The 24,846-nt window shown below is 34.1% G+C and carries 34 protein-coding genes, 1 tRNA gene and 1 pseudogene; 13 read left to right on the top strand and 23 right to left on the bottom strand.

All coding sequences use genetic code 11. The features are described 5' to 3' along the window. The first annotated feature begins 102 nt into the window (after nt 1–102). Together istA (NST66_RS28325) and istB (NST66_RS28320) are read left to right on the top strand one after the other, a co-directional pair. Nucleotides 103–1,365 (top strand): IS21 family transposase, encoded by a 1,263-nt coding sequence (gene istA / locus NST66_RS28325; RefSeq protein ID WP_340843860.1) that lies wholly within the window; start codon nt 103–105, stop codon nt 1,363–1,365. Further along, entirely contained in the window at nt 1,362–2,126 is a 765-nt protein-coding gene (gene istB / locus NST66_RS28320; RefSeq protein WP_047932902.1) for an IS21-like element helper ATPase IstB, read from the top strand. Before istA (NST66_RS28325) ends, istB (NST66_RS28320) begins: the two co-directional genes overlap by 4 nt. 127 nt (nt 2,127–2,253) lie before the next feature. Here istB (NST66_RS28320) and NST66_RS28315 read toward each other — a convergent pair whose 3' ends face one another. From NST66_RS28315 to NST66_RS28300, 4 genes are all read right to left on the bottom strand, one after another. After that, on the bottom strand, nt 2,254–2,538 hold the full coding sequence (locus tag NST66_RS28315; RefSeq protein WP_182031519.1) for an AbrB/MazE/SpoVT family DNA-binding domain-containing protein: 285 nt from the start codon (nt 2,536–2,538) through the stop codon (nt 2,254–2,256). 104 nt (nt 2,539–2,642) lie between these two features. Then, nucleotides 2,643–2,855: a hypothetical protein gene (locus tag NST66_RS28310; protein WP_034655649.1), complete on the bottom strand. Its 213-nt coding sequence runs from the start codon at nt 2,853–2,855 to the stop codon at nt 2,643–2,645. 379 nt (nt 2,856–3,234) lie between these two features. Next, the gene (locus NST66_RS28305) at nt 3,235–3,456 is read right to left on the bottom strand and encodes a DUF3006 domain-containing protein (RefSeq protein WP_182031521.1); all 222 of its coding nucleotides are present in this window, start codon (nt 3,454–3,456) and stop codon (nt 3,235–3,237) included. Between the two features lie 2 nt (nt 3,457–3,458). Next, nucleotides 3,459–4,211 (bottom strand): ComEC/Rec2 family competence protein, encoded by a 753-nt coding sequence (locus NST66_RS28300; RefSeq protein WP_411736788.1) that lies wholly within the window; start codon nt 4,209–4,211, stop codon nt 3,459–3,461. Between the two features lie 551 nt (nt 4,212–4,762). Between NST66_RS28300 and NST66_RS28295 the strand changes: the two genes are divergently transcribed. Then, nucleotides 4,763–5,107: a hypothetical protein gene (locus NST66_RS28295; RefSeq protein ID WP_275037676.1), complete on the top strand. Its 345-nt coding sequence runs from the start codon at nt 4,763–4,765 to the stop codon at nt 5,105–5,107. 195 nt (nt 5,108–5,302) lie between these two features. Here the strand turns inward: NST66_RS28295 and NST66_RS28290 are convergent, their stop codons facing one another. Continuing rightward, entirely contained in the window at nt 5,303–6,181 is an 879-nt protein-coding gene (locus tag NST66_RS28290; protein WP_034655641.1) for an Rpn family recombination-promoting nuclease/putative transposase, read from the bottom strand. Nucleotides 6,182–6,524: 343 nt separating this feature from the next. Here NST66_RS28290 and NST66_RS28285 point away from each other — a divergent pair, with 343 nt between their 5' ends. After that, complete coding sequence (locus tag NST66_RS28285) at nt 6,525–6,842, top strand: DUF3243 domain-containing protein (RefSeq protein WP_275037675.1); 318 nt, start codon at nt 6,525–6,527, stop codon at nt 6,840–6,842. A 252-nt stretch (nt 6,843–7,094) separates the two neighbouring features. Here the strand turns inward: NST66_RS28285 and NST66_RS28280 are convergent. Both NST66_RS28280 and NST66_RS28275 read right to left on the bottom strand, forming a co-directional pair. After that, nucleotides 7,095–7,271: pseudogene (locus NST66_RS28280) on the bottom strand (YetF domain-containing protein); the annotation flags it as partial. Between the two features lie 74 nt (nt 7,272–7,345). Beyond that, on the bottom strand, nt 7,346–7,573 hold the full coding sequence (locus NST66_RS28275; RefSeq protein ID WP_171779170.1) for a helix-turn-helix domain-containing protein: 228 nt from the start codon (nt 7,571–7,573) through the stop codon (nt 7,346–7,348). A gap of 259 nt (nt 7,574–7,832) precedes the next feature. On the opposite strand from NST66_RS28275, the gene NST66_RS28270 reads away from it, so the two are divergent. The 3 genes from NST66_RS28270 to NST66_RS28260 all read left to right on the top strand — a co-directional run bounded on the left by NST66_RS28270 (nt 7,833) and on the right by NST66_RS28260 (nt 8,840). After that, nucleotides 7,833–8,354, top strand: coding sequence for a hypothetical protein (locus tag NST66_RS28270; RefSeq protein ID WP_325077503.1), 522 nt, complete (start codon nt 7,833–7,835; stop codon nt 8,352–8,354). Beyond that, nucleotides 8,341–8,505, top strand: coding sequence for a hypothetical protein (locus NST66_RS28265; RefSeq protein ID WP_325077502.1), 165 nt, complete (start codon nt 8,341–8,343; stop codon nt 8,503–8,505). Before NST66_RS28270 ends, NST66_RS28265 begins: the two co-directional genes overlap by 14 nt. Nucleotides 8,506–8,708: 203 nt before the next feature. After that, nucleotides 8,709–8,840, top strand: coding sequence for a hypothetical protein (locus NST66_RS28260; RefSeq protein WP_256656521.1), 132 nt, complete (start codon nt 8,709–8,711; stop codon nt 8,838–8,840). 303 nt (nt 8,841–9,143) lie between these two features. Here NST66_RS28260 and NST66_RS28255 read toward each other — a convergent pair whose 3' ends face one another. From NST66_RS28255 to NST66_RS28235, 5 genes are all read right to left on the bottom strand, one after another. Continuing rightward, nucleotides 9,144–9,590, bottom strand: coding sequence for an RDD family protein (locus NST66_RS28255; protein WP_034655633.1), 447 nt, complete (start codon nt 9,588–9,590; stop codon nt 9,144–9,146). 185 nt (nt 9,591–9,775) lie between these two features. Then, nucleotides 9,776–10,123, bottom strand: coding sequence for a hypothetical protein (locus NST66_RS28250; RefSeq protein WP_275037673.1), 348 nt, complete (start codon nt 10,121–10,123; stop codon nt 9,776–9,778). 483 nt (nt 10,124–10,606) lie between these two features. Further along, complete coding sequence (locus tag NST66_RS28245; protein ID WP_340843859.1) at nt 10,607–10,819, bottom strand: hypothetical protein; 213 nt, start codon at nt 10,817–10,819, stop codon at nt 10,607–10,609. 71 nt (nt 10,820–10,890) lie between these two features. Further along, on the bottom strand, nt 10,891–11,385 hold the full coding sequence (locus NST66_RS28240; protein WP_182031376.1) for an SMI1/KNR4 family protein: 495 nt from the start codon (nt 11,383–11,385) through the stop codon (nt 10,891–10,893). 43 nt (nt 11,386–11,428) lie between these two features. Then, the gene (locus NST66_RS28235) at nt 11,429–12,208 is read right to left on the bottom strand and encodes a plasmid stabilization protein (RefSeq protein WP_182031378.1); all 780 of its coding nucleotides are present in this window, start codon (nt 12,206–12,208) and stop codon (nt 11,429–11,431) included. Between the two features lie 160 nt (nt 12,209–12,368). On the opposite strand from NST66_RS28235, the gene NST66_RS28230 reads away from it, so the two are divergent. Further along, nucleotides 12,369–12,453: transfer RNA gene (locus NST66_RS28230), tRNA-OTHER, on the top strand. A gap of 66 nt (nt 12,454–12,519) precedes the next feature. Here the strand turns inward: NST66_RS28230 and NST66_RS28225 are convergent. From NST66_RS28225 to NST66_RS28215, 3 genes are all read right to left on the bottom strand, one after another. Then, nucleotides 12,520–13,821, bottom strand: coding sequence for a replication protein (locus tag NST66_RS28225; RefSeq protein ID WP_182031380.1), 1,302 nt, complete (start codon nt 13,819–13,821; stop codon nt 12,520–12,522). Between the two features lie 482 nt (nt 13,822–14,303). After that, the gene (locus NST66_RS28220) at nt 14,304–14,879 is read right to left on the bottom strand and encodes a MerR family transcriptional regulator (RefSeq protein WP_034655621.1); all 576 of its coding nucleotides are present in this window, start codon (nt 14,877–14,879) and stop codon (nt 14,304–14,306) included. Nucleotides 14,880–16,589: 1,710 nt separating this feature from the next. Then, nucleotides 16,590–16,829, bottom strand: a complete 240-nt coding sequence (locus NST66_RS28215) for a hypothetical protein (protein WP_340843858.1) — start codon at nt 16,827–16,829, stop codon at nt 16,590–16,592. A 171-nt stretch (nt 16,830–17,000) separates the two neighbouring features. Here NST66_RS28215 and istA (NST66_RS28210) point away from each other — a divergent pair, with 171 nt between their 5' ends. Together istA (NST66_RS28210) and istB (NST66_RS28205) are read left to right on the top strand one after the other, a co-directional pair. Continuing rightward, on the top strand, nt 17,001–18,584 hold the full coding sequence (gene istA, locus NST66_RS28210; protein ID WP_445326396.1) for an IS21 family transposase: 1,584 nt from the start codon (nt 17,001–17,003) through the stop codon (nt 18,582–18,584). Further along, the gene (gene istB / locus NST66_RS28205; RefSeq protein ID WP_340843857.1) at nt 18,575–19,342 is read left to right on the top strand and encodes an IS21-like element helper ATPase IstB; all 768 of its coding nucleotides are present in this window, start codon (nt 18,575–18,577) and stop codon (nt 19,340–19,342) included. Before istA (NST66_RS28210) ends, istB (NST66_RS28205) begins: the two co-directional genes overlap by 10 nt. 31 nt (nt 19,343–19,373) lie before the next feature. On the opposite strand, the gene NST66_RS28200 is transcribed toward istB (NST66_RS28205), so the two are convergent. The 6 genes from NST66_RS28200 to NST66_RS28175 all read right to left on the bottom strand — a co-directional run bounded on the left by NST66_RS28200 (nt 19,374) and on the right by NST66_RS28175 (nt 22,323). After that, complete coding sequence (locus NST66_RS28200) at nt 19,374–19,793, bottom strand: hypothetical protein (protein WP_340843856.1); 420 nt, start codon at nt 19,791–19,793, stop codon at nt 19,374–19,376. Between the two features lie 20 nt (nt 19,794–19,813). Further along, nucleotides 19,814–20,074 (bottom strand): hypothetical protein, encoded by a 261-nt coding sequence (locus tag NST66_RS28195; RefSeq protein WP_163081176.1) that lies wholly within the window; start codon nt 20,072–20,074, stop codon nt 19,814–19,816. A 582-nt stretch (nt 20,075–20,656) separates the two neighbouring features. Beyond that, nucleotides 20,657–21,148 carry a hypothetical protein gene (locus tag NST66_RS28190; protein WP_182031384.1) on the bottom strand — a complete coding sequence of 164 codons (492 nt, stop codon included), beginning with the start codon at nt 21,146–21,148 and terminating at the stop codon, nt 20,657–20,659. Further along, a complete protein-coding gene (locus tag NST66_RS28185; RefSeq protein ID WP_340843855.1) occupies nt 21,148–21,405 on the bottom strand; it encodes a hypothetical protein in 258 nt (85 codons plus the stop codon). The genes NST66_RS28190 and NST66_RS28185 overlap by 1 nt, the downstream gene beginning before the upstream one ends. Before the next feature lie 259 nt (nt 21,406–21,664). Next, on the bottom strand, nt 21,665–22,015 hold the full coding sequence (locus tag NST66_RS28180; protein WP_340843854.1) for a LuxR family transcriptional regulator: 351 nt from the start codon (nt 22,013–22,015) through the stop codon (nt 21,665–21,667). A 113-nt stretch (nt 22,016–22,128) separates the two neighbouring features. Next, complete coding sequence (locus NST66_RS28175; protein WP_340843853.1) at nt 22,129–22,323, bottom strand: hypothetical protein; 195 nt, start codon at nt 22,321–22,323, stop codon at nt 22,129–22,131. Nucleotides 22,324–22,825: 502 nt separating this feature from the next. Between NST66_RS28175 and NST66_RS28170 the strand changes: the two genes are divergently transcribed. The 3 genes from NST66_RS28170 (at nt 22,826) to NST66_RS28160 (ending at nt 23,789) form a co-directional block, all read left to right on the top strand. Continuing rightward, nucleotides 22,826–23,038, top strand: a complete 213-nt coding sequence (locus tag NST66_RS28170) for a hypothetical protein (protein WP_340843852.1) — start codon at nt 22,826–22,828, stop codon at nt 23,036–23,038. A gap of 20 nt (nt 23,039–23,058) precedes the next feature. Then, the gene (locus NST66_RS28165; protein ID WP_047933788.1) at nt 23,059–23,388 is read left to right on the top strand and encodes a hypothetical protein; all 330 of its coding nucleotides are present in this window, start codon (nt 23,059–23,061) and stop codon (nt 23,386–23,388) included. Nucleotides 23,389–23,507: 119 nt separating this feature from the next. Then, on the top strand, nt 23,508–23,789 hold the full coding sequence (locus NST66_RS28160; protein WP_275037666.1) for an AbrB/MazE/SpoVT family DNA-binding domain-containing protein: 282 nt from the start codon (nt 23,508–23,510) through the stop codon (nt 23,787–23,789). A 147-nt stretch (nt 23,790–23,936) separates the two neighbouring features. Here NST66_RS28160 and NST66_RS28155 read toward each other — a convergent pair whose 3' ends face one another. Together NST66_RS28155 and NST66_RS28150 are read right to left on the bottom strand one after the other, a co-directional pair. Next, a complete protein-coding gene (locus NST66_RS28155; protein WP_025753342.1) occupies nt 23,937–24,209 on the bottom strand; it encodes an HU family DNA-binding protein in 273 nt (90 codons plus the stop codon). 180 nt (nt 24,210–24,389) lie between these two features. Then, nucleotides 24,390–24,602 (bottom strand): alpha/beta-type small acid-soluble spore protein, encoded by a 213-nt coding sequence (locus NST66_RS28150; RefSeq protein WP_025753343.1) that lies wholly within the window; start codon nt 24,600–24,602, stop codon nt 24,390–24,392. Nucleotides 24,603–24,846 lie beyond the last annotated feature (244 nt).

Below are 24,846 nucleotides of genomic sequence, written 5' to 3'. Positions count from 1 at the left end.
TGTAATCAGCGACTGTAAAATACTCAATAACAGCGATTCCAAATTCCCCAATAATAACAGATAATCGTTTCAAGACAACATCATGGATGGAGTGGAGAAACGGTGCTGAAGATTGGGGAGTTTTTTATGATTAGAGAATTGTTTCAAAAAGGTTGGACGAAAACAGCTATTGCAGAAGCAACGGGTTTCGATCGCAAAACAGTCAGTAAATACCTAAAAGATAACCAGTTACCTAAGCGTAAAGGAAGTAAACAGAAAAAAGAAAGCAAATTAACCCCTTACAAACCGTACATACTTGGACGGCTTAAAGAGGGTACCACTAATTGCGTAGTCTTATTAGAAGAAATACAAGCAATGGGTTATGAAGGTCAGCTCACAATCTTAAGAGATTTTGTTCGTCCTCTTCGCCAACAACCAAAGAAACAGGCAACCTTACGGTTTGAAACGCCACCTGGAAAGCAAGCTCAAATGGACTGGGCGTATGTCGGGAAGTACTTAGTAAATGATGTGCTGCAAGATGTATATGGATTTATCATGATTTTGGGTTATTCCCGGATGAAATATGTAGAATTCACAACGAATATGAACCTAGAAACTTTAATGAAATGCCATATGAATGCTTTCTCTTATTTTAATGGGATACCAGACCAAATCCTTTACGATAACATGAAAACAGTGGTGATCAAGCACAGCCCAGTGGAAGTTCGTTTTAATCGGAAATTCGAAGATTTCTTGGCTTACTATGGAATTGTGCCAAAGGCCTGCCGTCCAAGGAGGCCTCAAACAAAAGGGAAAGTAGAAAGAACGGTAAAGTATTTAAAAGATAACTTTTTTCAAAGAAAACATGAACCAACACTGAATGCGTTAAACGAGGATATAAAAGAATGGTTAAATCAGGTGGCTAATAAAAAGGAAAATCAGACAACAAATGAAGCACCCTTTAAGAGGTTTGAGCAGGAACAGAAGTTCCTGAAGGCCTGGGGGGAAAAACCTTTATTTCCTACTTCCCATTGGGAGCATAGAGAGGTTAGTCGAGATTGTTTTATATCATACGGGGGAAAACAATACTCCGTTCCTTATCGTTATGTTGGACAGACCGTTAAAGTAAAGGAAACATTAAATCATCATATAGAAATATACGATGAACATGAATGTATAGCAAAACATCCTATTCTTACTGGAAACGCAACGACACATATCCGGATGGAACATTATCAAGGTTTACAGAAGACAGAGATGGGTCAGAAAGAGAAACACATTGAAGGTTTGGCGACCGATGTTTCTCAATCACAAGACCCATCCCCTAAAGTAGAGAAACGTCCTTTCGCTGCTTACGCAGCATTAGAAGAAGGTGAACATGTATGATGAATGAGCTCTTAATTGACCGGCTAAGGAAGCTTGGTTGGCACCATACAGCTAACCAACTAGATAGTGTATTAGAAGACGTATCTAAAGATAATGTATCATATTCTGAATTTCTTCACACCATCGTTTTACAGGAAATAGAGAAGCAAGAGTCGGGACAATTGGAAAAACGAATGAAACAGGCAAAACTCCCTTATAACAAAACGATTCACGACTTTGATTTTACATTTCAACCAAGTCTTAGTGAGAAACAAGTAAAAGAGACACTTACGTGCCGATTTATCTCGAATGGAGAAAATCGAATTTTACTTGGTCCACCTGGTGTAGGGAAAACGCATTTAGCTATTTCTTTCGCGGTAGAGGCCATTACCAAAGGATATACAGCTCTCTTCTTAACCTCAGATGACTTAGTAGAACAATGCCGAAAGGCAAATGAGAAAGGTACCCTCCATCGGCTTGTCAATCGATGGAGCCGGCCAGATATTTTAATTATAGATGAAGTAGGATATTTTCCATTTGACGAACTCACAGCAAATGTTTTCTTTCAAGTTGTATCTAAACGGTATGAGAAAGGAGCAATGGTTTTAACATCAAATAAATCCTATCTTGATTGGGGAAACGTCTTTGGAGATGAAGTGTTGGCAACAGCTGTATTAGATCGGCTTCTTCATCATGCGATTACATTTAATATAAAGGGAGATTCATATCGTCTACGCGAAAAGAAAAAGGCAGGAATTTATCCTGCCAAGTTGACTACTTAACCGTTTATAACGGGGAATTTGTTTTCGCTGATATTGGGTAAATTTAAAACGTTGTTGACATTCTGTACAAAATTGGTTAGAAAGTATGCAACATAAAAAATAATTCTACCTAAAAAAGCCTTAGAATCTAAGATTCTAAGGCTTTTTTCTTATCTTTTATTTCCTTATATAATATTTCTGCACCTGACGGACTTAGAACTAGGTTATTTGCATATTTACGATTTTCGGTTGTTATCTCACCTGTAATTACACATTTGTTGCATTCTTTGTATTTCTTTATTTCTATATGATCCTCTTCCAATAAAATCTCTACTGAGTCGTCTTTACCTATATCCAGTACCTTTCTGAGTTCAATGGGAATTACTATACGTCCTACTGCATCTATCTTTCGCAATGTACTTAGTCCTCTCATGCTGACTCTCCTTTTATATACTCATAAGCATAACTTTCATATTATACTATAAATGTATAAATTAACCTATAAGAAGTTTATAAATCAGCTCTCAAGATATAAGTTCAAAATTTCTTCTTAATTTGCTCTTGTACGTAAGTACACGTACGTGCATGTTCACGTGAAAAGAAATGATCTTGTTTATGATAAACTTTCACTCCACAAGAGGGGCAAGCAAAGAAACCCACTTTAGGACCTTGAGTCACTTCGTGCGCATAAAACTCACCAGCTGTTTCAAACATCACTACATGGTTCGCTTTCTCAATCTTAGCTCTCATACAAGCATCTCCCACCTTATTTTGAGTTTAATTCCATAATAAGGGTTAACAAGGCGGTTTGTAAAAGAAAATATATAAGTCTACAGCTATATTTCCAGAAAGAGCAGCAATCCCATGACATTTCAATATGAGATTGCTGCTTTCAATGCTATTTCTATACACACTTTTAAGTTTTATCCCTTAAGCTATTCATCATCTGCACGTTTATCTTAAAAGATAAACATATGGATTTTTTCAACGTGTTCAGGATAACATTGACGAACTAATTCATTCTTTTGCCTAAACGGATTAGTGGTAACAAAAAAAGCCGAAAAGGTAAATTTCAGCTTTTTGAATCATTTAATATCCATATCCCTGCGTCTATAATTAGTAAGCAAATTTAATCTTCCCAGACTTCATTCATTAAATCTTCAATTTCTTTTGCTAGTTTTTTTGTTTCGCGTCTATCAATCTCAACTTTGTCTCCTGTAATATAAACGACATCCCCAACTTGTATTTCACGAGGGAAGATACCCTTAGGGTAATCCTTTGTCTTTCCTTCAATTTCAACCACAGCAAATTCCTCTTCGAACCGATCAATAATACCTTTTATCTTTTTCATAATTACCTCGATTTTTTAACAGAGTAAGATGTTCCATCACCAGTGATAATAATTGTACCACTTTGATCTGTTCGTAGAATACTTGCTTTCGAATTTCTTAGCAAGTTCACTACTTGAGAAGTAGGATGTCCATAGCTATTTTTACCAACGCTGATGACTGCATACTTAGGTTTTACAACATCTAAGAAATTCTTACTTGTAGACGTTTTAGCACCATGATGACCTACTTTAAGTACATCTGCACGTAGTGTTTTCTTGGCCTTTATCATGTCTGCTTCTGCTTTTGTTTCAGCATCACCTGTAAATAAAAATGTATTTTTCTTATAAGTCATGTGTACAACAGCACTCCAGTCATTTAAATCACTATTAGTATATGTTTTGGTAGGCCCTACAATTTGAGCGTTTACATCTTTAACAGGTAGCTTTACGCCTGCTTGTGCTGTTTGGATCTTTAGCTTTTTCTTTTTAACTGCATTTAAAAAGTCTTTATATGCTTGAGTGTTATTACTTACCTTTGGTGCATAGACATTTTCTACTTTGAACGCGTTAATGACTTCATCTAATCCACCAATGTGATCAGCATCTGGGTGAGTAGAAATTAAGACCTCTATATCATCGACTTTTTGCTTCTTTAAATAACTTACTACTGCATTTCCTTTTCCTTTGTTTCCTCCGTCAATAACAATGTCCTCGCCATTAGGAGCTTTAATATAAATACTATCTCCCTGACCGACATCAATATAATGTACTTTCATGGTCTTAGGCGTTGCTGCGTATGATGATGCAGGAGCTGCGGAAATCCCTATTCCTATAGCTAGCAAAGTAACAATCTTCATAACACGACTTTTCATTGTTTTATCCCCTTTTATAAATGGATTTTCATACGTATTGTTCATTTATAGCAAAATTAATTCTACTACATGAAATCATCCGTTAATATAAAAATTTGAATATTTTTACTTATAAAGGTGAAAAAAGTCATGTTATATGTGAAGTTAAGTAACAAAATGAAGGTAAATAGTAACGAAATGTGCTATTTTAAGAATTAAGCGCAATTGACATTTTAGGAAGGGATGATCCTATGTTTAAATTACCATATATAGTTAACCGTAACTCTAATTAATTTGAAAGTGAGGTGTTTTCAGCTATTATGTTATAGCCAAACACACAAAAACGTTGGATGCAAAATATAAGCAAAAAAGGCTTTATTATAAAAAATGTTTTTATGCTACATATCATGGACAACTTGACTCTGTAGTAACTGTAATTTGACTACTTTTAAAATCTTATAAAGGGTGGCATGTGAATGAAGAAAGAGCTCTTATTTGAATCGTATGCCTTGTTATTCGAGATTGAATTGGCATTAGTAGGTATAATTGAAAAAGAAATGACCAGACATTTTGGGCATTTATGGAGACAAATTTTTTTCGTCGAGGGTGGAACTCTCCTCTGTGATAACCTTCCACTATTCTTTAGGCTAAGTTCCCTTCAAGATATCTTCACAGATCATGAGTTACATGAATTATGTATATTAACAGATATAAAAAACACTCTAAATCAACAATCAACTATTTCTCAAAATGATTTTCACCACGTTGAACGTCTTTCTCAGCAACTAACCACAAAGAAAAACCTCCTATTGTTTATCTAATTTTATTTAGAATTAAATTTAAAGAGCCTTAGATTATAATAAAATTAAACGAAATTGATAATAAAAATGAGAAAAGATATAATGTAAATAATTTGTAACCATTCAAATAAATGGTATACAGAAAACTTATTGAGTGGACAATTTATTTGGTAGAATAAAATCATTAGAAGGTGACCTAATTTTAGGTCACCTTTTTTATTGATGACGAAGCTTTTCAATTTCTTCTTGAGTAAATCCTGTTAACTCAGCAATTACAGCGTCATCAAGTCCTTTTTCAATCATACCTAAGGCCACTTTTTTTAGCGTTTCTTCTTTTCCCTTTTTTTCTCCAAGCGTTTCTGCTCTTTTTAAAGCTGACTTTTCATCTAACAACGCTTTTCTACGGGCCTCGTAAGCTAATAATACTTCTGGATCTTGACTCACACGTTCCCATTCATCTATGGCTTTCTTTAACACTTGATCTTCTTGCATCGCAATCTCCTCCAATACTTGAGTGATTTCTTCATCTTCAGATGCTTCAAGTAATAATAACCATCGCACAAGTTGATCTTCTCGTGGGTCCACTTCTCTATTACGCCATTTGATTAATAACTTAGGTAGCTCCATGAAGTGAATTTCCAGCATATCTGTTAAGAGCAATTTTTGTTCACGCTCATACAGCTGAAAAGTTGAGTGATAATCATGGATATGGGACAAATAACGGAAGTTAACGATATTAATTGTAATTGTTTTACAAAGCTCTCCGTAGTCCATACCTTCTTTCATTTGGCTGCTATACATTTTGGACCAGTAATAGAGTGTTCGCTTTTCCATGTCATGTTTATTATTAAGCTGAATTTCAATATTGACACGGCTTCCATCTTCTAATTGCGCGTGTACATCTAAAATTGAGCGTTTATCTTCTTGGTTTTCTTTATTAAAATGTGGATCTAATAACTGAACCGTTTGAATTTTTTTCTCGTTTGGAAAGCGAAGTGCTGCATTTAAAAAAGCAGCTAGAATGGATTCATTGCCATGGGTGCCAAATAACGATTTAAACGCAAAGTCGACACGTAAGTCTAATCGTTTTGTCATAATGCCCTCCATCATCTTTATGTTTATTATTAGTATATCACGTCTAGATTTCCTCTTCCTATACCATACCTTATAACTAAACGCAGTTACATTAAAAATCATTTTGAGGGATGGGCAAAAACTGATGTAAAACGTTTTTAATATCTGCTTATATAAAACGTTATTCAATTCATCAGCAATTAGTGAAGATAGCTTGAATAAAAGTTCGGGTGAAATAGTAAAAGGAAATTGTCATAGAAATCAATTCTACAGCACATTGAAATGGCATTAAATGTTTATATACCTATAATTGGGGGACTTACCTTATAAGAACATCGCTATTTAATTGAGAGGAGAATAGAAAATGAACAATAATACCGGGACTGTTGAAAGTAAAGTAGAGAATAAGCTAAACGAGATGAGTCAAGAGAAGAAAGACAATATTCTTTCTAGTTTTAACGAATTTAAAACATACTTAGGTGATAAAGTCACAAAAGGTGAGAAATTGGGGTTAAATGATGACCAATTAACTTTGGCAGCTAAAAAAATAGCCGATTATTTGGCAAAACATGAGGAACCACAAAATGAAGAGCAATATTTATTACATGAGCTATGGAAAGTTGGAAGTGAAGAAGAGCAACATCACCTTGCTCGTATGCTTGTTAAATTGGTTAAAGAGTAATTTAAGTTGTTTACTAGGGTCTCAAACTATATGATTAATCTTACCCTATAGGATATTACATCCATATAAAAGGACATTACTTTTAAAAGTAATGTCCTTTTATATATTTAATTATTCTTTTTCAGCTATGGCAGAGTATTCTACATTCCTATTAACAATGCTAAATCATTTAATAAATCCAATGTTTCACTCTTATCTTCAAACCTAAAAAGGATAAAAACGAAAACGTGTAAATTAATCTACTGATCATTTTTAATGACTAATGTCATTTTTTGTATCAATGAAAAGCTGACCATTTTTTTGAACCTCTCCATAAAACACTTCTGAAATAGACTTTACATCTAATTCCTGAAGCTTTTCATACAACCATTTTCTATCAAGATTTAATTTAGATAAATTATCAGTATTAATAATTCCGTCTACTATGACTTCAGTTGCAAGTGGAAATAAGTCCTTTTTCCGTTTATAAGCTTTTTTTCCTAATCCTTAGAAGCATTCTCTATTCATATTCGTAAAAAATCTTCTACTCTTACATCCTTCTTTAACTTTTGTAATCCTTTATTTATTCTATAGATGGTGGAGTATTTAGGTATGTAGTCTTTATCATTACAAAGCCTAGATATAGTCGGGCGACTTAACTTTGTTGCCTTTTCGAGTTCTAATTGATTAATATCTTCTTGGTTATCTAACCACTTTCCAAATTTTGTTCGCTTCTTTCCTAAGCCTAAAATCATACATCCATCTCCTTTAACAAGAAGTATGGACATTATGTAACTTTTTTAATCAGGAGAAAAAAAGTTACATATAAGACAAGCGTTGCTTCATATTATAGAGTAAGACGTCAGAAAGAGACGTCACCTTAAGCTATCAAGAATGGAGCGATTGAAATGACAAAAGAATTAGCAATCTCGTTATTAAATCGAAAAGACGTCTATTTAACGTCAGAAGGTAAACAGATGTTAGAGATCATTTTAAAAGAAAAAACCGCATATGAAGAGAAATAAGAAGCTAAAAAACCACGTAGACACCTATCGACCAACTGTGCGGTACCATTCCATTTATCGTACATATGTAGACAGTCTATTTCACGCTACCGGATTAGACAGAAATCAAATTATAAGGTGTGCACTCTTTACAGCAGCGAACAACCCTGTTTTCTTAGCATTAATGAATCAGTATAAAGTAAGTGACGTCCCTCTCCCCTCCTCTCCATGGCAACCTTCTTCCCACTCGTTATGGATGGAACAAGAGCCACGCATCGAAGAGAAAGGAGGAGACAAACATGATGACTTTGAGCGACAAGGAACGTTTACAAGCACTTTTACGTTACTTGGAACATCAACAGATGGCCAATCAATTTCAGGAGCAACTAATCAACCCAACCAACATTCTTCTACCAGAGAAAAGGCAGTACGTATCACGAGACGTCAGCAACCGATTGAGAGACGACCAAGGGAAATTCCTACCTTACAATTATCAAACAATGGAGGAATTAGACTTGATTTTAGATAATGAAGCTGAAATACAACGAAAACTTAAAATAGAGCCGATTGAAGGTTCTTATAATAGCTATGTGGTGCATGAAAAGGAAAAGAGGGATTGGAGTGGTAATGTCTACTTAGCTTGTGTGGCAGCAATCTTAGCCATTGTCTTTTTTACCTGACGTCTTTTTAGAATAGTGTCGATATTTTGGGCATAAACATATAGCATGAATACAGTTAAGACCGCCTTATAAACTGATACATAATGGGCGGTCTTTGTTGTAAATATGATTAAAAAATTCTGGGGAGTGGAAAGAGTTTAGGTAACGAAAAACAAGCATAAAGATTCATATTTTATAATAAAAATGACACAGGAGGTATGTAAATGGAAAATAGTCCTCGTTTCGCAGAATTAGTCTCTGATTTTGAAAAACGGTTAGATCGACATTTAAATGCCAAGGAAAAAGAACTACTTGTATGGATAACCAAAGAAGAAAGTAATAAGTATGTTCAATAATTCACAGTTATCCTCTTCACCTTTTTATAAATTTTCTTATATATAGCGTAGAACTACCTATACAGGGCAGGTGACACACAGAAAAAATCCTACACACTGAGGCGTAGGATTTTTAAATAGTCCCGAATATTAGATTAGAAACAGAAGGTATTCGGTATTGCAAATGAAATGAAAGTTTAACTTTCCATATTATTCTATCAAAAGTATCTTTCCTATTGAATATGGCAACCATCCCAATTTGCTACCTGTATCTGGAATAACAAAAGGTAATAAGTTACAATTTATTCTATTGTAGATTGGGTATTAATCTATAAATGCTTGTTTATCCTCTATTTCACCTGGTTTTGCATATGTAACATACGTGCCTGCCATCATGTCATGAAGACTTCTTTTATCCTTACGGAAAACCACCATGAACACACTTACAATTAACGCAATACCTAGTGTAATACCATAAACAATGCCGGCTACAAGAACTCTTAATAGCATTGCTCCAACCCCAAGTTTCTTTCCATTGACTTTGACAATTCTAACTCCAACAATTCGTTTCCCTATAGTATATCCATACCATAAAATAGGTACAGCAACCGCATAGATGAAACCTATGAGTGATGTAATGGGATCTTCACGATCAAAGTCTCCTGTAATAAGAAAGCCAATAAGCCCCAAAGGAATACTTACAATAATGCCATCTAACAGATTTCCTAATAGGCGTATCCAAAATCCTGCTGGTTTTGTTACTTGATCCACTTTATATTTCTCCCCTTCTTGTAAATTAACACTTTATCTATCTAAATAGCTCCTCAGATGATGATAACATGATTGAAGAGGAAGGTAAAAAATATAAAATATTTTAAATTTATCCACTAATAATAAAATACAAGTCTCTAGTATTGATATTACTAAAGACATATTCATAGAAAAGAGATAAAAGATTAATTATGTTTTTTTAGTTGTAAATTTCCCTTATTAAAGACAATAACGGCATTATAAGCTTCATATAAGGCATACACAGGGTAACAAAAAGCCATAAATACAATCATAGTTGGTATCTTTTCAACAACAGGAAAATGGCCGGACAAGAAACTTTTAACCGTAATTCCTAGGTAAACCAATAAAGGAATCATAATAACAGCTAATAACAATAACCACGGGGTCATCTTGGTTTCCTTCAGTTTTTCTCGACAATGCGGGCATTTCATTGTAAAAGGACTTGAAAAATCTTCGAAATGCTCAATTGTAATAGGTTTTTGACACCCTGGACAAGGTGTTGATTTTTTCATATAAGTTTCTCCTTTTTGAAATGTAAAAGAATAGAAATAATAGGGTTATTGAATATATAACATTGCTCTTTTGAAAAAGGCTTTAAGTAAGGTTATAGCTCTCTACTTTGATAGGCTCTACACGTTTCACATAGGTAGTTGCCATCTAATCGTGTAAACTTCGCTTATCCTGGCGGAAAGCCACCATAAAAAAGCTAATGATAGCAACTATCCCTATTGTAAGACCATACATAAGAGCTGCGATGAAGACACGTAAACCCATAGATCCAAATCCTACATCTCGTTAAGGTTATAGTTAAAGCGCTTGTATACCTTGTTTTTATGTTGTAGATTCGTTTTCATGATATTGATGATGACATTTTGCTCACTTTTCCAATATACATTAACGTCATGAATCATAGAAGGTTGAATTCCTTGAAGCTCTTTATATTGGTTAAGAGTGCTTCCAGGTTGTCCATAGTACATTCTAAGAGAATCAGCCTTTTATTTTTGCTCATAATCAAAGTAATCAGTGGTTTGTTTATACAACATCTTTTTTACTTCAACAATGTTTCGTTGATTAGGAGATGTGCTGGTTGTAAGTGAGACGCTAAGTATCATGTTTGGCTGTTGTTGGCTTTTATCCAAGAAATGATTCATGACAAATACAAGAAAAATTACTCCAAAGGATAACATGATCCAAAGCCACTTTTTCATGTCGACACTTCCTCTTTTATGATTGAAAATCAAAATGATTAGATGATCTCATTACGAAATAGCATTTTCTGCTATTTCGTATCCTTAGATAATAACATACTCAAAAACTCTTGAAAGGTCTCAGCAATCTTTGATGTAGCTGGATCACACTCATATGATTCTTCGTAATCTAGAAAATCCACAGATAGATTGTTTTTATCATAGTGAAAGTTCAAACATAGATAATCTCCCCATGCTAGCTTCGCAATTGGAATTAATTCAGATCCAATGAGATCTTCATCATAAAAATTCCTGCCTTGTTCTCCTAAGGAAGTTTCGCAGCAACCAATATCATACACACCATAAAGATGCTCACTAAAGTTTTTAATAATGCCTAAAAAACGTTCAATTTGCCACCTCTTATTGATGGCTGTTAGTGGTGTAGAATCTATTACTGTACATCCGTTATAGTGTTTCAAGAATTGTTTATACGCATTGGGCAATTGGATGCGAAAAGAAGCTTCTAATTTTGCAATGTCTTGATCCTCTGGTAATGGATAAATAACGCTTTCTTTCACAACTCTCATTGTTATCAATCTCCTTACAATGGATCAGCTTCAAGGAAATACATTATGACTTTTGATATTCATACATAACTGGAACTTTATCCATTTTAACGGTTTTGGCCACAATATAACGACGATAACCATCTTTCAAGATATTCGATCCTTTTTCAATCGTTAATGGCTCATCCAGACGCCCTGTACGTTTCACAAAATCAATGACCTTTTGTGTTTTTTGAGGGTTTGGACGTGTCTTTAAGAACTCTTCAGGTACGATGATTTCGTCGAAACTTAGAAGATCTTGTGTCCCTTTTGGCTGATTTGTTATTTGTTTCTTTTGTGGCTCCACCTTTTTCTCTTGAACAGGTGTCTCCTTCACTTCTGCCTGTACTTTTTCAGCTTTCTTCTCTTCATTTGCTGCAGGTTGTGAAGTAGGTGCCGGTTTTTCTTCCTGTTTGGTAGCGGCAACTTCTTGTTGCGCTGCAGAAGCCTCTTGTTTGGCCTCTTTTTTATCGTTTGGTTCATTGCCTTCTTTGTCTTTCTTATTCGGGAGAACGGTAATCTGGAAGCAGATTACACCTACTTCACCAGGGCATTCATCAATCGGAATGTCTAAAGTTGGTTCTCCTTGAATTAAGATTTTTTCTTGCATAATACTTTTTTTCGTGAGACCTGTTTTGTTAAAAGCCTTCTTTGCAACAAATACCGTGTACGAAATAAATGTACTCTTCTTCAAGCCTTTAGGCGCAGATGGTGACCCTTTTTCACGCATATCAAAGGCAACATAGCGATCGTATTCTCGTAGTGGTCCTGTGGCTGATCCAGTTAACGTAATTTTATGTGGCATAATGTGCTCCTCCTGCGTAGATATAGATTTACTTATTATTTAGAACACTGTTCTAAATAAACATACACTAATAATAATTTAGCTTCTAAGGGATTTCTTCACTTTTTACATTTTCTTCTGTCGTACATATAAACAAAGACTATGTGCATACTTGTAGTGTGGACTTGTAGCTCAATGGCAGAGCAGCCAGTCGTATTACACTATACAACTTTGGTGTCTTGCAGGTTCAAATCCTGCCAAGTCCTCTCTTAAAACACTGAATACGTTAGAAATAGTGAAACTCCTTGCTATGCTTTAACTATTTTTAAAAATTAAGAAGCTGGTTCCTTTAATTTAGCATATTGATGCAATAAGTCTTGCTCCTCAGGTGTTAATGCTTGTCCTAAATCTTGTTTCAGTTCCGCCATTTCTAATGAACTGTACGTAGAGCAGTGTTCTTGCAGCAAGCAGTCTTCTTCTGGTGTAAGTTCTTGTCCTAGGTCTTGTTTTAACTCAATCATTTCAAGTTGTTGTTCTAAAGATATTTCTACTTTTTTTGTACCCTTCTCTTGATCTTGCTCAGCCTCTAACCAATCCGGAACGATTTCTTTACGGATAATATGTTTTGGTATAAACAATTTTGTTGATGATTCTTCTTTATGTATAACTTCCTCATGAGTTGGATATACTGATGAATAATCCTGGTTTTTAGGATCAACTAACTGATAGAATTGGTTTTTCGCAATTTTGTAGAGTAATTGGCACATATTATCTAAGGACAAAGAATGGCCTTTATGATTAGCTTCATGTACATATTTGTCTAATCCAACAATAGATGTATATGCAATTTCATGTATTTGCTCTCTTTCAATCATAATCTCTGTATCTCGTTTTACGGCTTTTGCAGCATTTTGAATGCGAGCATAAAAGTCTTTTAGTTGATGACCATACTTACCTGCATAGACTTGATTGACTTTCTTAGGAACACCTTTGATATAGGTAAATGACTGTGAAGCAGACATTAAATGATTATTTATATGATTTACAGGTAAATCAAGGTTAATAAAGGCACCAGGTAATTTATCGGCCTTTAGGCTTGGTGTATCAACATTTTCAGCACTTTCTGGATACATCACAGGAAGCGTCACAGGAGTTGTCATTTCTTCTTGTTGGACTGTTTGTATACCTGTTGTATCATGGGCAAAAAAGATTTCTTCGCAAATGTGATTAAAGTTCTTATGGCTTTTAAGAATAAATACATAGCTATCAGGATGAGTACCTGTTGCATCTTCTTTAATGTAACGTGCTACAAGTATAAAAGGTGTCGCTTTTAACGAACGTACAAAACGAGAAACCGTACTTTTAGAAACTTTAAATTTCTTCATGAGTGTTTCAGAACGAATGGCTTGGATGCCTGTAGCCACTAGGTTATAGATGACATGATCAAGCATTTCCATTCTTTTTTTAGGAAATTCTTTATGTATAGCTGATTTGTTCTGTTTATAATGAGTACGGATAATTTCTAAAAACTCTTCTTTCTTTTTCCGAAGTGTGGATTTGTTCTTCCACAACCACTTAAGCCGTCCGTTGAAGGTGTCTACATCTTTTAAATAGCAGGTCAATATTTTTGTCATTTGTTCATTATCTCCTTTAAGGAACAAAAAAAGACACTGTTTCCCTGGAAAAAGGAAAACAATGTCGTGATTTTGATGAACTAAGCCCTTGAAATAGACAGCTATTTCATATAAAATAAAACCATAAGTTTTATTTTATAGAAAAACTAACTCTATTAACAAGAGACTTCGACAAGTGTTTTCCCTACTGTAACTAGGGGGAACGGTTTAAGAGTGCTACCAACACGTCTTAAACAGTTGAAGTCTTTTTTCTATTCCGGTCATTTTTGTTAGTTTTATTATAGCGTTAATTAATCTCATAATTCAATAAGAATTAGTAATATATCTCAAAAGATTTAGTTTTGCACCTTTTATGAGGTGCAAATCCTATCTATATTCAAATGAATTTATTGTTGAAGGTATTAAGAGAACTTTCTCTGACACCTGCTACAAAAATAATAAAACAGCTTCTAATTACTGGTCAGTAATTAGAAGCTGTTTTATTATTTTGTGAACATTCTTTTCCATATGCTTTTTCCTTGTTCTTTTTGAATTTCGGTCATAGCTGAATGGATAGAATCTAGTTTTTTAAGTAATTGATCATTCACTTCTTTTAAACGCTGATTGTCTTGTTCAAGTTTATTCATCTGTTCTTTTATTTCTATAACATCTTTTTTTTCTGCCAAATTTTCAGATGGAAGCGTTAGTTGTTCTTTCTTTTCCATTTTTTTATCCATTTCTTCTATTTTTTTAGCAAGCAATAAAAATGCTTCTTTAAAGGAGTTTTCGTTTATATCTTCTTCCTCTAAATCCTTGTTAATAATTTTTGTTTGTTCTTCGCTCATTAAATTTGCTTTAATTAATTCTTCACGAATCATTTCATTTGGTGCATGTTTTCCGAACTTTTCCTTTAGTTCAATAATCTTCTCGATTTTTTTATCTTCATCAGTAAATATGTATCTTATTCTTCCAATTCTTTTATGTCGTACTAACCCGACTTCGCACCAGTCCCGTAACTGATGATTTTCTATATTAAATTTTCTAGCAACTTCTGAAATAACCATTGTTTCTTCGCTCATAATTGTACCTCCCTCACAAACGAATTAATCTAACTTAGTTAGTATCTTCTTATATGAAGTATTTTTAATAACTCAATTAAGTCTAACTTAATTGGTTCTGACTAATTAAATTAGACTTAATTTAAAGCTTGTCTTTATTATTCTAGCAGATTTCACACTTAACTGAATTAAATTTATTATATTTTATGTTATGTAGTTCAATTAAATTTGAACTGAGTCCTTCAAAAAACTACAAATCCATTATAGTTTTTTAAAATATTACAATAAGTTTAATTATATTTAATTTAGTACAACTTATTTCATTTTTAGTTCAACTAAATTGAGGTTGTATGCAACGAGGTTATTTTAAGTTAATCTTAAGTTAAACTATCGAGTTTGGATCGATAATTTAGAACAAAAAAGTTATGTGTTAAGTTGTTTTTCTCATTTAATCTTCAATAGATTAAGGATTTTAATAGCTGAGACTACTGTCGATTCTGTTTAGATAATACACTTCTTCTGTAATATGGTGTGAAACATATCTATGTAGGCATTATCATAAAAGCAGTCTTTTTTGCTGAAAAGATGCTTTATCTCTTATTTGTGGACATGCTTAGTAAACTCATGCCTTGTTTATTGTGAATCGAAATCGTTACGAATAGGTAAACCCTTTTAGGGCTTTTGGACAGTGTAAGCCTTTTGAAGTGCTTCAATGATTAATTCTGATGTTATTAAACTTGAAAAAATAGTACAAAATTCCTTTAATGTGAATTTAATGAAGATGCTAAACAAAACCAACCGCCTCGTATCATAGAGACATACTTAATTTCAGGCACTCATTGTCTAGAGAGATTTGATAAATTTTTGAAACGCTAAAATGTGTTTTGCTTTTTCTTTAATATGACCATAGCCTCTTTTTTGGAGAATCTTAGGTAATTCTCTAGGTATTAGAGATCTTTCCTCTGCATTAAAAGGTGTTAATACATTCACGCAGTTATAAATTGTTACTTTTGATCACTATATTCGCTGCTTAATTATTTAACCAAGTTTTCAGCATGGTATAAATACATAATCTATTTTTTAAGTCATCGTTTTATTTTCTCCCACTTATGTTCATTTCCTGATTTTGTCCAGTAGTCATAACTAATCCAGACTCAATTGAGTCTGGATTAGTTATCTTATTTGAATGAAAATTAATTAGGTAGAGTCACCTTTTATTGGTACATTTAGTCTGTGTACACCTAATTGAAATTAATTTAAATCAATTAATTACTAATTGGGTATAAAAAATATAGATTCGACAGCTTTTAATTAGACAAGTTGATATGCTCTATTTTAATTAAATTAAACTTCTTTTTTGTTGAGTTAATTTTAATTCAATTGAGTCTAAATTAGTGATAATTAACTCGTTTTTAAAAAAATAGAGTTAGATTCTTGCAGAAGAAAAAAGAAAATCTAATTGTTTAGTTATATATTAGGGTGATAATAAAATCTTAAAAAGTTATTTAGTGAATTAATGAAAAATTTTCAATTTGAAAAGTACATGTCTTTAATTTTTATCAAAAGAATAGAGAAACAGAAACAAAGATATAAAAGATTCACTTTGATGCTAAAAGCATCCTGCTTCATGAATATAAGCAGAAAATTTTACGTAAAAAGATGAAAAAATGAATGAAAAGCAACAATATTTAGCCATAAAATGAAAAAACATAGGGAGACGCAAAGGGGACATTAAGCGACTTTCTTTGTACCCACGGCTTTGCTAGGCTCTGCTAGGCTCTGCCTAGCCCCACACCTATCAGCAGCCATTTGATCGGGATTGTTAAGGAGGGAGGGTTTACTATTCATATTCCAGTCTTTAAATAGGTCTTTCATTTCTTCAAAAAATAATTTCTCTCGGAAGGATTCTAAAAAAAACTTTCCGTAATGTATAGCATGTAGTCTATCTGCTTGTTTAACTCCTTCCTCCATAAAGATATTGCCTATGTTAAAGGTATACCTACTACATAAAATTAATAACTGTGACTGCTAAAATAGTATTAACACTACACGCTCGAATAGCGTGAACAAAAATGCTAAAATTCGTGAACACTTCCTTAAACAATAATCTATCACGTAAGATAAAGATACGATATTTAGGTGATGGAGGATGGAAAGGTGGATAAATGGAACGTGTACATGAATATTAAACGCTTAAGAAAACAAGGGTTTACAATTACTCAAGTAGCTAGAAAATTAGGCATTTCGAGGAATACTGTGTATAAATACATGAAAAAAGATCCTGAGGAAATGGCTTTATGGATGGCTAGTTCCCATAAAAAAAGTAGAAAGTTAGATAGATATAAAGAAGTTATTTTAGGCTGGCTGGAAAAGCATTCAGACTTAACAGCTGCACAAATTCAAGACTGGTTAAAAGAGCAGTATCCCGACGTCACAGTTGGTGATAGCACAGTGCGAATGTATGTCGCTTCCCTTCGGGAAGAATACGGTATTTCTCGAACCGTACATATGCGACAATATGAAGCCGTTCCAGATCCTCCGATGGGGCAGCAAGCACAAGTTGATTTTGGAACATGTAAAGTACGAAAAGGAGAAAAAACAACAGAGATACGTTTATGGTTCATCACATTCGTATTGTCACACTCTCGTTTTAAATATGTGGAATGGTTAGACAGACCCTTTACAACAAAGGATGTCATTAACGCACATGAGCGAGCCTTTGAATATTTTGGCGGAATGCCAAAGGAACTTGTTTACGACCAAGATATCTTAATCTCGGTGAATGAAAATGGCGGAGATATTCAGCTAACAGAAACCTTTCAAGGGTATGTGACCTATCGGAAATTCAAGGTCCATTTATGTAGGAAAGCAGATCCTGAAAGCAAAGGAAAAATTGAGAACGTGGTTGGATATATTAAAAAGAATTTTGCCAAACATCGGCCTTTTTATAACTTAGAAAAATGGAACGAAAAAAGCCTAGGGTGGTTAGAGCGTACAGGCAATCGAAACATTCACAACACAACAAAAAAGAGACCTATTGAGGTACACCAACTCGAAAAGGAACACCTTCAATCGATCTCTTTTATTCAGAACAATCTTAGTATAACAAGGATTGTACGTAAGGACAATACCATTCGATTTCGTTCAAATCGTTATTCTGTGCCTATTGGCACTTACAAACCTACAGAAGAAACCACCGTATACCTTACGGTCACAGCAGAACAAGAGTTGATTATACAAAAACAGAGCTCAAGCGATATCATTCTTGCCAGGCACCCACTTTCACTGGACAAAGGAAAGCTCATTCAACACCGAAATCATAGGAGAGATTGGAGTAAAGGTATACCCGAATGGATTGATAAGATGAGCCAACAATTTGAAGATTCCACTCAAGCCTATGAATATCTAGAGAAAGTTCGTCAGAACTACCCGCGATACATCCGGGATCAGCTTCAAATTATAGAAAATATCCGTACAAATTATCCTACAACTATCCTTACACAAGCATTAGATCTTTGTATGCGTAAAAAGCTTTATAGTGCAAATGACTTTCGTGATGTGATTCAGGTACTCACCCAGAGAAACCCTCAACAATTACCAGCTAAAGATAATTTTCACACACCACCATCGATTGAAACACAAGTCCATTCATCTATAAAAACAGACACAAGACCTCTAGACGTGTATGTATCCATATTGAAAGGAGACGAATCGTCATGCGTATAACAAATGAGATGGTGCAGCAAAAACTAGCAGAGTTACAATTTAAAGAGGTCTCAGTTTCTCTTTCGGAATTTATTCATACGTCTGAAAAAGAACAAGATTCCTATCAGGCTTTTTTATATCGTATTCTATCTTTTGAAACCAAGCGCCGAGAGGATAATAAAGTACTAAAACGCTTAAAGCTAGCCTCTTTTCCATATCAGAAGACACTAGAAGACTTTCGAATAGAGGAACAACAGTCATTGAGTAGCAAGCAATTAAATCAATTGGGCGAGCTTACGTGGCTAGAACAAGCATATAATCTTATCCTTTTAGGTCCACCAGGTGTTGGGAAAACTCACCTGGCAATCGGATTAGGAATAGAAGCTATTTACCGAGGATATAAAGTAATGTTTTTAGCGATGGGCGCGCTCGTACGAGCGCTAAATACACAGGATATCACGAGAAAATCACAAACAATGGTAAAACGTCTTTTAAACGCAGATTTAGTCATCATTGATGACATCATGTATATGGCGATGGATCAACAAGAAGCGAATCTCTTTTTTCATTTTATTAATCAACTGTATGACCGAACCTCTATTGTGTTTACATCTAATAAAGGACCAGAGGAATGGGGAGAACTGATTGGCGATCCGGGTATTACAACAGCTATATTAGATAGGATTATCCATCGAGTAGAAGTCATTCATTTAAATGGAGACAGTTATCGAATGAAAAATCGTTCTACTATCTTTGGATCAATAAGTGTTCACGAATAATTAGCACGGAGTGTTCACGAAGTCTTGACGGTCACAATAACCCTATGATAGCTAAGTTTTTTGCACCTACGTAGATATAATAATATGAGTTTTTATCACTTGAAATATTATTTACACTAAAATAAGCAAGAATAGCCCCTATAATAATTACGGCAGTTCCTATGGAGTAGCACCCCATAGCAATTCTTTTGTTAAACTTTTCCCTACTCTTAAGATCTGAAATTACTTCTTTTAATTCTAAACTGTCATTAATCCTATCTATAACCTCTTTTTTGTTCTCTTTTTCAGCAGTCTCTTCTGTTTTTGTTTGATAGATTTCTGCTTCTTTTACTGCAAGAAGTCTAGTTATCTCCTTAAAATTCCTATTTGAAATATCCTGTTTATCGACTTCGGAATAACCGATCCCTGCAAAACCAAATTGCGGAGTAGAATCGTCAAGTACAATCAGCAATAAAGATTTTCTCGCAAACTTCAATGTTTTTCTAGCATTTCAGATTCCATTTGATACGACGCTGATCTTACATAATTTTGAGAAATTAAAACAATTGCTAAGTCAACTTTTAAAAGTGTCTCCAATAGTAATCCCGGCTCAACAAATATCGAAGTTAATCGTCCACTATCTGGAACTGAATCTCCCGTTAACACATTATAATTTGATCTCCTTAAGAATTCTTTAAGTGACGCTCCTACGTGCGCATCATCTGGTGAATAATGAATTAAAATATTCTTCATATGGTGAAAATTCTCCTTTTATGATATGTGGCAATATACCTATTGTAACTTTAAACTACATAGAAAAGTAGTTGTTTATTTACAAATTGAAGCAATATTGGAAATGAAAATTGACCTCCTGGAAAAATAGAGATTACAAGTTAATCTTAAGTTAAACTCATTTATGTATATTAAAAAATAGAGGAGTACACGAATTTGGAGTGTTAAAAAGCAATGCACTACTATATAGTTCATTTAATTTTTACTGTATTGTTTGTGAGAGGGAAGCGTATGTTTTATCTTGTTCCTTAAGGTAGCTCTGAGTGGTTCTTACGATTTGTATAAGCCTCTCTAATGTCTTCTGAATAGTTTATAAACCCTTTTTTATTCTTAGTTGCTATGGCTTTTAAAAGCCATAGCAACTAACTACATAGCTTAGGAGGTTGCCTATAAAACACACGTAATGTATTGATTAAGACATAGGTATGAAAGCTAAATTTACTCATAAATAGCCTTTTGGAACTTAGCTACTACAATTCTTCATCTCACTATAGTTTAGAAGCAGAAAAAGCAGGCGAATGCATGCTTTTATAAACTCTAAGATTAATCTTCAAACAAATGCTCCATTTCTTCTGCTGCTTCCCGTTTTCTTTTTTCTCTGAACTGCATTTTTTCTTCTTGAATCTTGTGTAGCGCAACTCTTTTGGCCTTCTTAGTAGCTTCTGTTTCACCGAACTGTGTGGACTTAAACTTTTGAATATTTAAATGGTCATATAGATTATTAACGAGTTCCATTAATATCCGAGTGTCTATTTGTGTGTTCTTTGTCGTTTCTTTTATCTCACTTAACTCATCGTCTAAGTACTGGTAAAATCCACTTGCTCTTTTCAGGTAAGCCTGACCTATTGCGTCAATTGTAGCAGTATCTAAAAATGTTTCATCAGGCTCATTATTTTTTAATCGTTCATATTTTCGAATGATATCTGCAATGGCGTCCCCTGGAAAACGATAGCCTCTTTCCTTCATATGTTTATGAAGATATTCATCAGCCTCTTCACTCAAAGAGATCATTCTTCTGTGTTTGCTTGCTGTCATTATTCTTCATCCTCCCCAAAGAGTTTATTGAATGTACGATCCATATTTGTCATCGCATCTGAGCATCTTTGTATGGTATCTATCGTTCGGTCATACAAGTCATCAATCGCTTGTTCTTGCTTTTCTACCTCTTTCATAATGGATAAGGTTTCAATCTGTTCTTTCAAAAAAGCTTGTCGAGAAAGACCTTTTTCTTTGGCTAAACGATCTACTTTACTCACAGCAACCGGACATACATTTCTTACTTTAATCTCCATGTTTGTTCTCCTTTTCTGTGTTTTTATTGCATTAACATAAAAAGCGTAAAAAACATCTTGAAGAGCATAAGGGGTTTTTGCCCCCACAGGGTGTGTGGGGCTAGGCAGAGCCTAGCTTCACCTTGATACCACGAAAACTGCTTAGGTGCGCGCTTTAAGGTCTCTTCCTGAGTATATAGTGTGGATATAAAGTCCCCATTACAGGTGACTCATTGTGTATATTCTGATGATATGAAGTCTCTCTAAAGGTCACGTCAGTTTATCGAGAATGAAGAAGTTTTCTTGGTGATTCGTACTCCAAATGTTGAAATTTTTCAACGGCTTCTTTCATGGAGGATACACCTAATTTGCGTATAATCGTTTGTCTTTGTGATTTAATTGTGGCTTCTTCTTTAGACAGAATCAACTGCATTTCCCGTCCAGAATATCCATCCAAAGCAAGCTCAAAAACTTGTTGTTCAGCAACGGTAAATTGGTTCAGAAATACTTTTTCTTTCAGGATTTTGCATTCTTCTTCTACACGTTTTAGTCGAGCAACTTCATCAACTAAATCAGATGCTACACTCAAAATATGTTCAATTCTCATTAAAAGTTTTTCGCTTTGTTCCATAATAAGACCCTCCTGTTTTTTGAGGGCAACCCATGTTATAATAGAGGTCCTTACGAGTTCTACATGGGGTGCTTTCCTGGCAGGGAAAGTGCCCTTTTATTTTGTTTTTTTCCTTACTTCTTTGAATCTTTAAAGAGTTCTTTCTCCAAAAGTTGAACAAGAAATTCTTTTTTGCTCACACCTTCTTCAATACATCTTTTTGCAAATTCTTTAAACAATTCTTCCGGAATATCAGCATTTAAACGCTTAAATCCAGACGGTGTTTTAGTCATATAATCCCTCACACTCTTTAAATAAAAGTCACTCATTCGAGTGACTTTTATTTAGTTTAAAGGAAATAATTCCTAAAATCAATAGTTTTTTACGTGAAAAAGTAATCCCAAAGACTTTCATAAGATTTTTCATCAGTTACTTGTAACACCTATTAGAATGAAAAAAATTAAGTTAAAAAGGTTCCTTTCCACTCCTTAAAATCAGAAAAAGAAAAACTTCTTAAGCTGCCTAATATTAAAGTATCTGTAGCAGCAAAGAAATGACTCTTTTTTTAGGGACTGAAATCTGCATTTTCGTTTCCTATAAGAAAGAGGAGAGTTTTTATGAAATCATGGCCGTTCTCACATTACTAATGGTCGCATTATATGGGGTCAATCAAGGGGAAACGTTGGTTAGGGTTAAAAGAAAACGGTACGTATGGCGATACATGCGGCTTTTTTGTGCGAATAAACCATTAATCTACTTGTTTTCTTTTACAATGGCGTATTTTAACCCTTATTATGGAATTAGAACAAAAATAAGGAGGGTCTAGCCAAGATGAGAGCAAAAACTGAGAAGGCAAACCGTGTGGTCATGTTTCAATCGATTGGTGAGGTTTATGCACATGAAGTTACGGAGGATATCAGGGTTGTTTTTTTTGCTTGTCCTTCTTGCGGAGTGAAAGTGTATTATCAACAAAATCATTTCTTTTCTCGTGACCATGAACGGAGTTGTGAGTACGTCCAAGAACAAATTAGAAGAAAAGCTTAAAGGGAAAGGCAAGACATGTTGTGAAGAATCATGTGTATGAAAATGGGCGGCTGATCCAAACTAATAAGAAATTTTCTGTATTAAAACAAAAGCAAAAAGAATGGATTACGAATGAGCTAAGGCAACGTTATATAAGTGCTATTAATTATCCTTATACTAAATTACGTTCTAAGAAGCGAGACAAAATTTTAGATGAGGTATATGACCTTATTCAGAAAAAAGAAATTTGGATTCCTTATGATGAAGTGGAGAAACACTACTTTAGTAAAATCCCTTCATTTATTCGTAAGAATAAGAAAATAGTGGAAGAAACGATAGCAGGTGGATCACAAAATGAACAGAGTTTATAGCTGGTATCCTTGAGGCTATATAGATAAGATGGAGCCTGTTTATTTGCACACAAACTGCTAGGATGTAGGGATGTTTGGATAATGAAACATAACTAGTCAAAATGGAGGAGACGAATCATATGAAATCAACAGGTATTGTCCGAAAAGTAGATGAATTAGGACGTGTCGTTATTCCAGTGGAGCTTAGAAAGGTTCTGTCTATTAAAGAAAAAGACCCTATAGAAATTTTTGTTGATGGAGACCACATTATTTTGAAGAATTACATCCCCCATAATAAATGCATTATTACAGGTGAAATAAGTCCACATAATCGTGAATACGCAAAAGGAGTTGTGTTAAGCCCAAGAGGTGCAGAAATTCTCAAGCAAGAGATAGAATGTAGATTTAGTAGTAAGTCTTAATTTACGTAGAAATTCATACGTTTTTGCTTGATTCTTAGATGTGTTGCTTATGTAAACGAGGTAAGAAACTATAAATTTAATGAGAGTAAGATAGACATCTTGTAAAACCTCCAGAAATCCATTCTGGAGGTTTTATATAAATACTCTTTATTTAACAGCTTCTTTAAACTCTTTTCCTGCTTTAAAACCTGGGACCTTCGTTGCTGGAATTGTCATTTCTTCACCTGTTTGAGGATTACGCCCTGTACGCTCTGAACGTTCACGTACTTCGAATGTTCCCAATCCTACCAGTTGAATTTTTTCGCCTTTTGCAAGCGTTGTAGAAATGGTTTCAAATAACGCGTCTACAGCTTTTTTCGCATCTTGCTTTGTTAACTCTGACTTTGAAGCAACTGCCTCAATGAATTCAGCTTTTTTCATATGTAACTACCTCATCTCTTTTTATAGGGTATGTAGAGTAAGAATATATCATATGTTTTGAGAAAAGGTCAAACGTATGTTCTTTTTAGATGGAAGTAGAGGGAAATACATATCAATAAAAAAAAGAAGAAATAGAAACCCATTTCTTCTTTACATACACGTTTAGCTAAAATGATTACATTATCGGATGTTACTGCCACCAAGTTGTTGTTCTGCCATTTGCACAAGACGTTTTGTAATCTCTCCACCTACTGATCCGTTTGCACGTGCAGTTGTATCAGGACCAAGGTTTACACCAAATTCACTAGCGATTTCATATTTCATTTGATCAATTGCTTGTTGAGCACCGTATACTAATAATTCATTTGTGTTGCTATTTTTATTGTTTGCCATTTTATGCAACTCCTTTACAGTTTGTATCGTTAAGATGTGTAAAAGAAGAATGGTTTATTCATAAGATGAGAAATTATTTTTACAAATTGGTTTAGTTGACCAATTTGTAATAGAAAGCAGGGAAAGAATTAAAAGAGGCTGTAAAATAGAAAGTAAAAAAGATGTTTTAGAATATATATAGGTGGTAAACAAAAAGTACAGAGCCAACATAAGAATTTTAGAGGCTACTGTAAAAGGTTAAATA

Source organism: Priestia sp. FSL W8-0524, assembly GCF_038005965.1.
In the GTDB taxonomy this organism is placed as follows: domain Bacteria; phylum Bacillota; class Bacilli; order Bacillales; family Bacillaceae_H; genus Priestia; species Priestia zanthoxyli.
The sequence above is the reverse complement of the archived record's forward strand: the minus strand, read 5'-3'. Positions and strand labels throughout refer to the sequence as shown.

What these genes read in the sequence shown, in the direction of transcription:
- istB (WP_047932902.1), top strand. Translation starts at nt 1,362, where the DNA reads ATGATGAATGAGCTCTTAATTGACCGGCTAAGGAAGCTTGGTTGGCAC.
- NST66_RS28315 (WP_182031519.1), bottom strand. Translation starts at nt 2,538, where the DNA reads ATGAGAGGACTAAGTACATTGCGAAAGATAGATGCAGTAGGACGTATA.
- NST66_RS28310 (WP_034655649.1), bottom strand. Translation starts at nt 2,855, where the DNA reads ATGAGAGCTAAGATTGAGAAAGCGAACCATGTAGTGATGTTTGAAACA.
- NST66_RS28305 (WP_182031521.1), bottom strand. Translation starts at nt 3,456, where the DNA reads ATGAAAAAGATAAAAGGTATTATTGATCGGTTCGAAGAGGAATTTGCT.
- NST66_RS28300 (WP_411736788.1), bottom strand. Translation starts at nt 4,211, where the DNA reads ATGAAAGTACATTATATTGATGTCGGTCAGGGAGATAGTATTTATATT.
- NST66_RS28295 (WP_275037676.1), top strand. Translation starts at nt 4,763, where the DNA reads ATGAAGAAAGAGCTCTTATTTGAATCGTATGCCTTGTTATTCGAGATT.
- NST66_RS28290 (WP_034655641.1), bottom strand. Translation starts at nt 6,181, where the DNA reads ATGACAAAACGATTAGACTTACGTGTCGACTTTGCGTTTAAATCGTTA.
- NST66_RS28285 (WP_275037675.1), top strand. Translation starts at nt 6,525, where the DNA reads ATGAACAATAATACCGGGACTGTTGAAAGTAAAGTAGAGAATAAGCTA.
- NST66_RS28270 (WP_325077503.1), top strand. Translation starts at nt 7,833, where the DNA reads ATGAAGAGAAATAAGAAGCTAAAAAACCACGTAGACACCTATCGACCA.
- NST66_RS28260 (WP_256656521.1), top strand. Translation starts at nt 8,709, where the DNA reads ATGGAAAATAGTCCTCGTTTCGCAGAATTAGTCTCTGATTTTGAAAAA.
- NST66_RS28250 (WP_275037673.1), bottom strand. Translation starts at nt 10,123, where the DNA reads ATGAAAAAATCAACACCTTGTCCAGGGTGTCAAAAACCTATTACAATT.
- NST66_RS28245 (WP_340843859.1), bottom strand. Translation starts at nt 10,819, where the DNA reads ATGAAAAAGTGGCTTTGGATCATGTTATCCTTTGGAGTAATTTTTCTT.
- NST66_RS28240 (WP_182031376.1), bottom strand. Translation starts at nt 11,385, where the DNA reads ATGAGAGTTGTGAAAGAAAGCGTTATTTATCCATTACCAGAGGATCAA.
- NST66_RS28235 (WP_182031378.1), bottom strand. Translation starts at nt 12,208, where the DNA reads ATGCCACATAAAATTACGTTAACTGGATCAGCCACAGGACCACTACGA.
- NST66_RS28225 (WP_182031380.1), bottom strand. Translation starts at nt 13,821, where the DNA reads ATGACAAAAATATTGACCTGCTATTTAAAAGATGTAGACACCTTCAAC.
- NST66_RS28220 (WP_034655621.1), bottom strand. Translation starts at nt 14,879, where the DNA reads ATGAGCGAAGAAACAATGGTTATTTCAGAAGTTGCTAGAAAATTTAAT.
- NST66_RS28215 (WP_340843858.1), bottom strand. Translation starts at nt 16,829, where the DNA reads ATGGAGGAAGGAGTTAAACAAGCAGATAGACTACATGCTATACATTAC.
- istA (WP_445326396.1), top strand. Translation starts at nt 17,001, where the DNA reads ATGGAGGATGGAAAGGTGGATAAATGGAACGTGTACATGAATATTAAA.
- istB (WP_340843857.1), top strand. Translation starts at nt 18,575, where the DNA reads ATGCGTATAACAAATGAGATGGTGCAGCAAAAACTAGCAGAGTTACAA.
- NST66_RS28195 (WP_163081176.1), bottom strand. Translation starts at nt 20,074, where the DNA reads ATGAAGAATATTTTAATTCATTATTCACCAGATGATGCGCACGTAGGA.
- NST66_RS28190 (WP_182031384.1), bottom strand. Translation starts at nt 21,148, where the DNA reads ATGACAGCAAGCAAACACAGAAGAATGATCTCTTTGAGTGAAGAGGCT.
- NST66_RS28185 (WP_340843855.1), bottom strand. Translation starts at nt 21,405, where the DNA reads ATGGAGATTAAAGTAAGAAATGTATGTCCGGTTGCTGTGAGTAAAGTA.
- NST66_RS28180 (WP_340843854.1), bottom strand. Translation starts at nt 22,015, where the DNA reads ATGGAACAAAGCGAAAAACTTTTAATGAGAATTGAACATATTTTGAGT.
- NST66_RS28175 (WP_340843853.1), bottom strand. Translation starts at nt 22,323, where the DNA reads ATGAGTGACTTTTATTTAAAGAGTGTGAGGGATTATATGACTAAAACA.
- NST66_RS28170 (WP_340843852.1), top strand. Translation starts at nt 22,826, where the DNA reads ATGAGAGCAAAAACTGAGAAGGCAAACCGTGTGGTCATGTTTCAATCG.
- NST66_RS28160 (WP_275037666.1), top strand. Translation starts at nt 23,508, where the DNA reads ATGAAATCAACAGGTATTGTCCGAAAAGTAGATGAATTAGGACGTGTC.
- NST66_RS28155 (WP_025753342.1), bottom strand. Translation starts at nt 24,209, where the DNA reads ATGAAAAAAGCTGAATTCATTGAGGCAGTTGCTTCAAAGTCAGAGTTA.
- NST66_RS28150 (WP_025753343.1), bottom strand. Translation starts at nt 24,602, where the DNA reads ATGGCAAACAATAAAAATAGCAACACAAATGAATTATTAGTATACGGT.